We start from the raw sequence: 8,741 nt of genomic DNA, 5'->3' as shown, positions 1-8,741 counted from the left end.
CGGGGGGTCTGGGCTCCAGGATGCTTCGTACAGGGAATCCGTACCGCCCCACCAGCGGGCTCTTCGCGATGGGACGCGGCGTTGTACTTGTAGGCTGGTCCAGCCCCAGAGCTCGCCGGACCAACACTGGTCCCAGATGGTTCTTCAAACCCCAGGTTGAGACGTTGGTGAACAGCGCAAAAGTGCAATCAAGGCGAGGTATGAAGTAAAGCATCGTCGAATGACCACCCGCCAAGCCGTCATGCCAGAAGATCTCATTCCCTCCCATCTCCGACCGTAGGAGATACGGTCGCTGATGGGTGCCGCTACCGTCGATTCTGTAGCGCGCTTGTCCGAGATGTTCGAACATGGAGAGTCGCAGTAATCGTCGCGAGTAGGCAGTTGCGGCCGCCAATCGAACTGCATCGAGTGGATCACAGACAAGCCCGATCGATGGAAGTGGGTCCACTACGGGAATCGGCGATACGCGCCAGGTTTCGTCGACCCGATCATACGGCAATGCAAGTTCAGGATCGGTGCCCGCGTCGCGCGTGAAGTAGGCACTAGTGAGTCCGAGCGGGGAGAACACCGTGGACTTTATGTGTTCTTCGAAGCTTGTTCCAACTGTGTCAGCGACCATGCGAGCAAGAAGGCCGAAAGCGAGGTTGCTGTAGCACCAGCCTGTTCCAGGCGCTTTTTTGATCCGAACGATGTCGGGCAGATCAATGCGAGGTGGTGGAGTGTCGTCCACTTCCTCACGCCAGGTGTTGGTATCACTGATTCCCGAGAGGTGCAGGAGGACGTCCTGAACGCGGACGGAACTTGACCCTCGGGGTAACATGAAACGAACATCGCGCACAACCAGCTCGCTGTCGAGTCGCAGAGCGCCTCTCTCGATCAGTCGCCAAACTGCTATAGCAACGGTCAGTTTGCTCAGCGACCCTAGATGGAACCGTGTCGTCAACGTGATGGCGCATGGTGGATCAATCTGCCGCAGACCCCACGTGTGCGCTTGTGGAGGTGCGTCGCTGAACGCGACGGCCACTGCAAGGCCGGGTGTGTGGCCGTCATCGACAAACTGCCGCGAGAGGTCTGTGAAACGCTCGATCAGCGTCGCAGCCCTGTTATCCACAGATCGCCCCTGCCTGGTGAGCGCCGCGTAGCCAGTGCTCGACAGCTGCTAGCCGGCCGACTGTTGCCACATCGGTCTCGGCGGCCGCGCGAGCGGCGTCGATCAGACCGAGATCGTGAGAGCATTCGTAGTCGACCCGGCGGGACCCCTCATGAATGTTCAGCGCTGTCGTGTAGAGCTGTTTGATACGCGGAAGCGCGGGGCGAACGGCGTTGGGAAACAGCGACACCACTGCCGCCTTCCGACGATGGTACTCCACCGGCAACCGGTCATCGTAACGACCGGAGCAGTTACGCCTCAAGACATAGTCGAGGAACTCTTCGTCGAGAAACGGGCTTTGGCGTGGCACCCGTGTATTCGAGCGCAATGCAGCGTTGTCGTTGATGGGAAACAGTGAGTCCCACGCATCTGCAAGGTACCATACCCCGCGGTGTTCTCCGGCATGCCATTCGATCATTTCCTGCAACCAAGTGCGGGACCAGTCAAGTACAGTTTCTCGGTGATCCGTGGTGAGCGCCGCTGTGGGTGTCAGATCGCACAGTTCATGCCATAGGAGCGCCCAGTAGAGACGAGTCGCGGATCGACGCGGCCCGAGACGGGCGCATGCCGCTGCGGTTTCAAGGCGTAAAGCGTGACGGCCACCGGTATGAGCGGCGTCGCGCAGGTACCGAAGCAGTCGACGTGGATGCCGGCCGAGGGCTGTACCCAACATTCTGGGCGCTCCCAGCAACTCGTCGCTGCCGTCGCCAGTAAGAACAATGTCGCAACCCTGCTCGTGGGCTATCTGGTCGACGCCGTCCAGGATATGAGGAGCACCGATGGTCGAGGGGCCTCGTGGATCCCATGCGGCGACGTTCGAGTGATTCCACCCGGTAGCTGTGGTTGCGTCGAGAACGTGAACACTCTCTGGCAGCCCCAACGCTGTGAGCAACGGTAACGCGACATCGGCTGCGGTGACCCCGGTGTCGTCCACCATGTCGATGAGAATCACGGTTGGAGGTTGCCGGCCCTGCTCAGAGCAGTGCCGCGAGGCGTGGAGCAGGACCGCGGCAGAGTCCAGTCCGCCCGAGAACAGGACGGCTGGACGTTCAGCGCGGTCGATCGCCCGGGCGACCGACCGTCGAAACTGGCCTGCGAACTCTTGTGTGTCCCATTCTTGGTTTCCTAACGAGACGTTCGGGCGATCAATTTCAACGTCCACCCAGGGCGACACGGGCTGGAATTCGAAGACAATCGAAGGTCTCGACAGATGCATGGCAAGGTTGGTGAGCGAGAATCTTCGATCGCTCACAGATCTTGCGTGAGGTGGTGGGTGATGAATGGGGAGGATTGCGCGAGAACCGCCCGGTTCCCACGCAGAGCCACGATCACGCTCCCCAGAGAACCGGGCGGCCCGTCGTTCTTGCATCAGTGAATGTCGCTCACCGAGTGCGCTTGGGCTGTGCCGTCGCCAGATCGCGGAGGCGGGTGAGGAGAGACTTCTTGGAAGCCGTCGGTGCGGCCTCGTCGAAGATCACGCCGTAACCGCCACCGCCGCGCACCCCGCGACCGGCACCTCCACCGTCGCCCGGACGGGACTTGGTTGCCATGATTGACTCCGTTTCATCTCGACCGCTTCTCGGACGCTGTCAGATGCACCGCGGAATCCCTTCTCGCAAGATCACTGACTCGTCGTCAGAGACTCACAGAGCGGTCTTCAAGCGATGCCCCGATCAGCGTCATCACCATCGCGACGGACCTTCCATGCGGTCAACTGCAGCGACAGCAGGGGTTGAACACCTGAACAGTAGACAAAGCAGACAATTCTTTGGCACGCTACGTGGTGGTTCGTGCTGCGGTGACCTGACGGCAGTGCTTGACCGCCTGAACGCTGATCAGAGGCGCCTGCATCGAGAATCCGATAGACATCTCTCAGGTTGACTGCAGCGAGGGTCGTGGCAGTTCGCTTGCTGGCGAAGCGATCGCCGGTAAGTCGATAGCGCATCGAGAGATCAGAGGATGGAACCCCGGGTGACGCACTCACAGCCCGCTCGTGAGCCCACCGCCCACGGGATCGTGAACGCCGTAGCTGTCGACGTACCAATCGCGCGGCTGTGTGCGGACACCTCCCCTCGATCGGGCGGATTCGATCTCGCTCACCTTCAGGCATTGATCGACTCGCCCGAGCCGACCCCGCCCATCATCGCGCATCGCGACACGATGACCGTCATCGACGGCAGACATCGGATGCGGGCGGCCGAACAACGGGGGGAGGCCATGATCCAGGTCCGATTCTTCGATGGCACCGAGGCCGAGGCGTTCCGACTCGCTGTAGAGCTCAACGTCAAGCACGGCCTCCCGTTATGTCGAGCCGATCGGGAAGCGGCAGCTCGCGTACTGGTCAGAACCCATGCGACGTGGTCGAATCGCGCGATCGGTCTCAGCGCAGGTCTGCCGGCGAAGATGGTCGCCGGGATTCGACGCGCTATGGCATCGGCGTCAGAGCCCCACGCTCGCATCGGACTCGACGGTCGTGTCCGCCCGGTTGATCCCTCGGTCGGTCGGCGACGAGCCGGTGCTCTGCTGCGAAGTCGGCCTCATGCGTCACTACGAGAGATCGCCCGAGAGGCCGGCGTTTCACCAGCAACAGTGCGGGACGTCCGAGTTCGTATAGAGAGCGGACAGGATCTGCCGCCCGCCGTACAGGCTGCGCCTGTCAACCCGGTGGCCCCGGAACCACTGAAGATTCTGTGTGAACTCCAGCGAGATCCTACGCTTCGGCTCACATCGACAGGACGTTGGCTCTTGCGGCGACTGTCTAGTCAGATGATCTCGACCGATGACGCTACTGCTATAGCAGGAACGATCCCTCCGCATTGCCGCGGCCTCATCGCGGATTTCATGCGCTCGTGTGCCGAGCGCTGGTCCACATTAGCCGATGAGCTCGAACAGCGGTGCGAATGAACCGGAAGATTTAGCGGTATCCCTCGGCCTGTGCATTGAAGAGTTCGGCGTACCGGCTCTTCTTCGTGAGGAGGTCGTCGTGGCTCCCGTGCTCGAGGACTTGGCCGTTCGCGATGAGCGCGACGTGGTCTGCGGTCCGGGTCGTGGAGAAACGGTGCGAGATCAGGATGCCTGTCCGTCCGTTGAGGGTCTCACGCCAACGTTCGAAGATAGCGAGCTCCGCGAGCGGATCCAGTGCAGCAGTGGGCTCATCGAGTATCCACATGCAGGGGTCTCGGTACATGAGCCGTGCGAGTGCGATCCGTTGCCACTCTCCTCCCGACAGGTCGGTTCCGTCATTAAACTCTTTGCTGAGCATCGTGTCGAGACCGAGCGGCAAGCGGTCTGAAATGTCCATCGCTCCCCCCGAGCGTAACGCGGTGATGACTCGTTCATCGTCAATACTGTCATCCGGACGCCCCAAAGCGATATTTGTTCGCAGGTCGAACGGATACCGAGGATAGCTCTGGAAAACCACACCCACACTCTGGAGTAGAGTCGTGTGATCGATGTCGTTCAAGTCGACCCCTCCGAAGCGAATCGATCCGCGGGTGGGTGTGTAGAAGCCTAGAAGCAGCTTGACTAAGCTGCTCTTTCCTGCTCCGTTGTCGCCAACCAGGGCGAGGACCGTTCCCGGTTCGACACGAAGAGTCACGCCACGCAGGACGTATCTGTCCGTTTCGGGATACCGGAACCACACATCGTCGATCTCGATGAGAGGGGGAGTGGTCGGTGCGACGGCTGTCTTCACCGGAGGACGTGCAGTGCCATCCTCGTCCGCAGGGTTCGGTGCAGATGCGAGGAGGGTGAAGTAGTCGTCGAGGAAAAGCCCGTGTTCGATGAGTTCAAGAATTCCGTCACCGAGGCCAGAGAGCTCTGTGGCAAATGCGATCACGGCAGCAGCGAGGACAGCTACGTCTCCTGGAGTGACGGTCCCAGCCTCGGCGGCGCGGACCAGTAGGACGAACGCCACGCCGAGGCAGCCAATGGCGATCGGGAGGGTAACCAGGATTCCTTGTCCGGCTGTCCGACGTACCAGCGTGGTGGTGCGCTGGGCCACGTGTTCGCCGAGTTCGCGGTGCTCTGCGGTGAAGTGGCGGGCGAGACCGTAGGCACGTACTTCGGCCGCAGATTCGCGGCTGGTCAGCATGGTTCGTAAGTACTCTTGACGACGTGTCTGCGACGTCGTCTCACGCCACACCGTGAGCAGACGTGAAGTGATCAGTCGACGGGTGATGACGACTGGCACGACAGCGAGTACAGCGAGTACAGCGAGTACAGGCTGTGTGCTCACGATTACGCCCAGGATGCCTATCAGACCGGCGCATCCTCCGAGGACCTGCAAGCTGCTGTCGGTTACCTGAGTCGGCCGCCAATCAAGGTCACCCTTTGCTCGCGCGAGACGATCGTGCCAGGCCGGCTCGTCGAATCGTTGAAACGGAGTGGCAGCGACTGCCCGGACGAGACGCTGCTCGGCCTCGAGCGCCACCCGAACCGTGAGGGCCTCGCGGACGGGCAACGTCATCGTCTGGATCGACAGCGTGAGTGCGATGACCACAGCGATGAGACAGGCCAACAGCACGCTTCCCGTGCCGGGGGAGTCGAAGATGGCGTTCACCAGATCCCGTACCAGCAGCAGTGTCGCCGCTGGCAGGAGAGCCGCGAGAATGGCGAGGGAGGCGGTGATGAGGAAACGCTTCCTGTCTGCATTCCACGCAAGCCTCAGGCCGTCCCGTACGCTCCCGATACCCGCCGACCGCACAATGGTGCCCATCAACGCAGAGTGAAGGCATGGAGGCGGTCGATCTCCTCGAAACCGCATTGGTCATACAAACGGTTCGCGGACGCTCGTTCACGGCTTCCTTCTGGTTCATCGTCATCGACGAACAAGATCACCTGCTCTGCGCCGTCGTCACTCAAGTACCGAAGAGCTGAACCCAGTAAGGCGCGACCAAGTCCGCGACGACGCTGCGCAGGTTCAATGTTAATCCACCACAGGGCGGCGATGCCGTCCTGTGGTCGTTGCACCGTGACCTCTCCGACTATCTTTCCGTCGTCATCGACAATCGCGAGGCCTGCTTCCCCGGACTCATCCGCGGCAATGACGTGACTCGAAGCGATATGGTCCACGGTCGGGAGTTCTGGAGCGGGAAGATCGCGGCGCATGTATCGCCACATGTCGGTCCCAGCGAATCCTCGCGCTTGCAACGCGGCCGCAGTGGCGGACCGATGCGCCACGGGGAGGGCCTCCAGGCCGATACCGAGTGCCGTCGCAAATTGATAGGCCTCGACAACACGCGTGGCGAGACGGCGAACAGAGTGATTGATCAAGAGCTCGACCACTGCTGGCTGTTCACGACCGTGGAGCCAGAGGATGAATCCGACTCCGTCACGGCGGCGCAATGCGAACGACGCCACCCCCACCAGGTCTCCGTCGGCGTTCTCGGCGACCTCGATCACCGGCTTGTCGAGCTCCACCCACCAGTTGTTGTCCACCGGTGACCGTCCGCTGGCGGCGTCCTGCAACATTGATGCGGTGCAGATCGGCTGCCCCGGCACACGATCATCGTTGATAAGCGCGAGAACTGCTTTGGCATCGCAAACAGGGTCGAAGCCGCGCATATGCATCCGACTGCCCATCGTAGAGATCCTCCCACATGATTCATCGTGCCATCGATCTCTGGTCGCATGCACTGATCGCTGTTCGCTTGCCACGCTCCACGGGGCTCAGTCCGGATGTCAAGCGGCGGGCCGATCACTTGCAGAGCGGCGATCAGCCAGGGCTGGCCTTCATCGTCGGGTTGTTGAGCACCGTGTCAGGCGTAGAACAGCGCAGGTCGTCGTCCGCGATCCGGCGGTGCCCGGTGGCGCGGTTGGTGTGGACGGCGTTGACGATGCAGCGGTGCGTGGTCACGCGTACGTAGTGGAAGACCCGGCACGGCCGGCGGCGCTACCATGTTCTGGTCACCCTGCCCGGGGACAGCTCGGTGATCGTGGAGATGTACTTCCCCACCGCCCACGACAGCGTGCTGGCCGTCGCTTCCCCCAGCGCTTCCCACGGCGAGCGTCGCCGCCATGGCCACTGGGGCACTCCCGGCTTGTGCCTATGACCTGCCCACGGTCCGGCGCTGGCTGCTCCCGGACCTGGCTGACTGACCCCCACGACACGACTCACGTACCGCGGCTCGCGGCGGTAGGTGTGTCCGGATCGGTGACAGTGAAATACTGACGGGGTGGGGACTCCGCCGCGGATCACGAGGGACGAGTGCGACGCGGTCATCGCGCGAATCCACCGCAGGCACTCCGACATCGACGATCCTCGCAGGTCAGAGCTCGGAACCGAACCACGCGACGTCGTGTCGTGGGTCCTTCAGCACGGGCACGAGGGCGGTATCCCGCCAGACGTCGCTGCCCGCGACTGCAACGACGCGCTGATCTTGCACGCGTGGTGTTGGTGGGACGAGCGGCGCCGTGAACGTGCACTTCTTCGGCGGGGTCTCGCCCTGGCTGTCACCGCTACCGAACTCGGCTCCGCGCTGGGAATCCGGTCCCGCCAAGGTGTGCGCGATCGCCTCGACCGGCTCGACGCTCTGCTGGTCCACGATCGTCCCGATGAGCAACTCGCTCGCGCCTCACGCCGAGCTCAGTACGATCGGGGCGCCCAGCAACGGTGGCTGCACGACCACCATGTCCAGGCCCGAGCCGTTCTCACCGCGCTCGTCGCTCAGACCCACCGGTTCCTGCGCGGCCTGGGCTCCGCAGAGGCGCCGGCCGGGACAGAACCGGGGGACTCGGATACGGCCACCGCCGCCGGCCCTGGTGACGAGATCGCGGATTGGCTGGCAGAGATCATCGCTGACCTCGCCGTCGACGAGATCACCGCGGCGACGATGGCCCTGGCTGGACTCCTGTCCGGGGCGCTACGCGCCCACCCCGCCGCCCGCAACCTCGATCCGCGCCACCGGCTGCACGCCACTCTCCTCGAACTCGAGGCCCTGCGGTCGGCTCTTGCCCGGGGCCGGTGATCACGAACAGCACCACGGGCTGTCGGATGCCGGCGAGCAGGACCGGCACTGACGCCGGTCTCCTTGGAGATTCGGCGCTCGGAGAACCCGCGGCCGCGCAGCCGACCAAAGGCGCGGGCCTCTTCCATCGGCGTGAAACTCCTGCCGCTGCAGGTTCTCCGCCAGCATTGATACGACGGCATCATCGTCGCCGGCGAGCTCGTCGCGGATCACGCTGGCACCGCCGGCGTCATGGCGGCCTGGGTCGCGGCGGGGCGGCGGTGCCCGGCCAGGATCACCCATTCGGCGCTGGCGTTGAGCTCAACGTCGGGACGGGCGGCACTGAACGCGGTCCGGCTGACGACGACCAGCAGCTGCAGGACGCCGTGCTGGGCGAGCGACGCGGCCAGCGACGTCACGTCGCCCAGTGCGTCCCGCACGTTGTTCGGGTGCGGCACCAGCGCGCCGAGCTCGACGTCGAGCACCCGCTGCCCCGCGGCGGGCGGCTCCTCCACAGGGGCCGCCAGAGCGCCGAGAATGCCGCCGCTCTGCAGCGGAGTGCTTCCTTCCGTCGGAAGCACCCTCGCCCGGCTGCTCTGCGGCGCCACCGCGGCGCCCGATGCGGCTGTGGGCGTAGCCCTGAA

9 protein-coding genes are annotated in these 8,741 nt (G+C 63.3%); 2 read left to right on the top strand and 7 right to left on the bottom strand.

What is annotated here, in order from left to right:
* From KPL60_RS24325 to KPL60_RS24315, 3 genes are all read right to left on the bottom strand, one after another.
* Positions 1–1,111, bottom strand: a 1,111-nt coding sequence (locus KPL60_RS24325; protein ID WP_226367324.1) for a serine hydrolase, incomplete at its 3' end; no start/stop codon positions are given.
* Complete coding sequence (locus KPL60_RS24320) at positions 1,104–2,402, bottom strand: asparagine synthase-related protein (protein WP_226367323.1); 1,299 nt, start codon at positions 2,400–2,402, stop codon at positions 1,104–1,106. The genes KPL60_RS24325 and KPL60_RS24320, both read right to left, overlap by 8 nt.
* A 130-nt stretch (positions 2,403–2,532) precedes the next feature.
* Positions 2,533–2,700, bottom strand: coding sequence for a hypothetical protein (locus KPL60_RS24315; RefSeq protein WP_226367322.1), 168 nt, complete (start codon positions 2,698–2,700; stop codon positions 2,533–2,535).
* A 409-nt stretch (positions 2,701–3,109) separates the two neighbouring features.
* On the opposite strand from KPL60_RS24315, the gene KPL60_RS35220 reads away from it, so the two are divergent.
* Complete coding sequence (locus tag KPL60_RS35220; protein WP_226367321.1) at positions 3,110–4,054, top strand: ParB/RepB/Spo0J family partition protein; 945 nt, start codon at positions 3,110–3,112, stop codon at positions 4,052–4,054.
* A 10-nt stretch (positions 4,055–4,064) separates the two neighbouring features.
* Here KPL60_RS35220 and KPL60_RS24305 read toward each other — a convergent pair whose 3' ends face one another.
* The 3 genes from KPL60_RS24305 to KPL60_RS24295 all read right to left on the bottom strand — a co-directional run bounded on the left by KPL60_RS24305 (position 4,065) and on the right by KPL60_RS24295 (position 7,007).
* Positions 4,065–5,867 (bottom strand): ABC transporter ATP-binding protein, encoded by a 1,803-nt coding sequence (locus tag KPL60_RS24305; RefSeq protein WP_226367320.1) that lies wholly within the window; start codon positions 5,865–5,867, stop codon positions 4,065–4,067.
* Positions 5,867–6,733, bottom strand: coding sequence for a GNAT family N-acetyltransferase (locus KPL60_RS24300; RefSeq protein WP_226367319.1), 867 nt, complete (start codon positions 6,731–6,733; stop codon positions 5,867–5,869). The genes KPL60_RS24305 and KPL60_RS24300 overlap by 1 nt, the downstream gene beginning before the upstream one ends.
* Before the next feature lie 133 nt (positions 6,734–6,866).
* Entirely contained in the window at positions 6,867–7,007 is a 141-nt protein-coding gene (locus KPL60_RS24295) for a hypothetical protein (protein WP_226367318.1), read from the bottom strand.
* A 319-nt stretch (positions 7,008–7,326) separates the two neighbouring features.
* Between KPL60_RS24295 and KPL60_RS24290 the strand changes: the two genes are divergently transcribed.
* The gene (locus KPL60_RS24290; protein WP_226367317.1) at positions 7,327–8,118 is read left to right on the top strand and encodes a hypothetical protein; all 792 of its coding nucleotides are present in this window, start codon (positions 7,327–7,329) and stop codon (positions 8,116–8,118) included.
* A gap of 209 nt (positions 8,119–8,327) precedes the next feature.
* Here KPL60_RS24290 and KPL60_RS24285 read toward each other — a convergent pair whose 3' ends face one another.
* Positions 8,328–8,612: a ParB N-terminal domain-containing protein gene (locus KPL60_RS24285; RefSeq protein WP_226367316.1), complete on the bottom strand. Its 285-nt coding sequence runs from the start codon at positions 8,610–8,612 to the stop codon at positions 8,328–8,330.
* Positions 8,613–8,741 lie beyond the last annotated feature (129 nt).

Source organism: Pseudonocardia sp. ICBG162 (assembly GCF_020496225.1).
Lineage (GTDB): Bacteria > Actinomycetota > Actinomycetes > Mycobacteriales > Pseudonocardiaceae > Pseudonocardia > Pseudonocardia alni.
This window is presented reverse-complemented; position numbering and strand designations above follow the sequence as displayed.